This is a genomic window from Protofrankia sp. CiP1_Cm_nod4, assembly GCF_982290645.1.
Window position 1 is genome coordinate 2,534 of record NZ_CEVIVC010000189.1, and the last position, 934, is coordinate 3,467.

Annotated in this window: 1 protein-coding gene and 1 pseudogene; both read left to right on the plus strand. The window is 73.1% G+C overall.

What is annotated here, in order from left to right; all coding sequences use genetic code 11:
* The coding region (locus tag AC5LSR_RS22150; protein ID WP_493468946.1) for a hypothetical protein at positions 1–696 on the plus strand (696 nt) is incomplete at its 5' end.
* Positions 697–739: 43 nt separating this feature from the next.
* Positions 740–934, plus strand: a pseudogene (locus tag AC5LSR_RS22155) (bifunctional DedA family/phosphatase PAP2 family protein); the annotation flags it as partial.

Below are 934 nucleotides of genomic sequence, written 5' to 3' on the forward strand. Positions count from 1 at the left end.
GGCCTGCTGGCACCCGCCAGCGCCGCGACGCCCGGCAGCCCGTGGTGGCGAGCCGTGAACGAGTCCCTGCTCCGCGACGCGGCCGAGGCGGACCTGCTGTCCAGGGGCGTGCACGGCGAGCCCAGCACGACCGCCGTGCGGCACTGGCTGGCGTTCCTGCGGCGTCCCGCTCCGGAGGCCTGGTACCGCGCGCACAACGCCAGCATCGTGGCCGGCTACCTGGACAACCGCGAGCTCGTCGCGCTCGAGACACCGCTCGAACGGTTCTTCATGGACGTCGCGCTCCTGCGCGTCCTCTACGCGCACAGCCTGCTCACGCGCCCCAGGCTGGCGCTCGGCAGGCTCGCCGTGTTCGGTGCTCTCCTGGGCGACCCGCGCCGCCGGGCGGCCGATCTCTTCCTGTCCCTCCAGAACGTCCTTCCCGACAGGTACCCCCTGGAGGGCCTGACGATCGAGGTGGTACTCGCCCGGGAGAACCGCCTGGCCCGCGTCTTCGACTACGGTGTCATCGCCGCCCGCATCGAGCTGCTGTACCGCTACGCCGCCGCCGATCTCGACGAGCCACGGGTGTCCGCCCTCTGCACCGGGCAGTGCCCGGTCTACGCCTGGCCGTACGAGTACTGCCACGTCTGGCAGACCGACCGCTCCCAGCTCGGCATCGCGCTCGTACGCGCGCTGCTCGGCCCGCCGCACTGACCGGCCCGCCGCACTGACCGGCCGGCCTGGTAGGTGTCTGTCGATGAGCCACCTTGTCGACGGTCTGCCGGGAGCCTCACCATGGCTCGTCCCGCTACCGTTCCTCGTGCTGTCCGCGGCGGGGGCGTCCCCGCTCGTCGGGCTGGTCTTCTCCGGTGCGGCCGCGGTCCTGCTCGGCGTGCTCGCGCACGGGCAGCGCCTACCGCTGTGGGCGGTGATCGCGGCCGTCGCGGCTGGC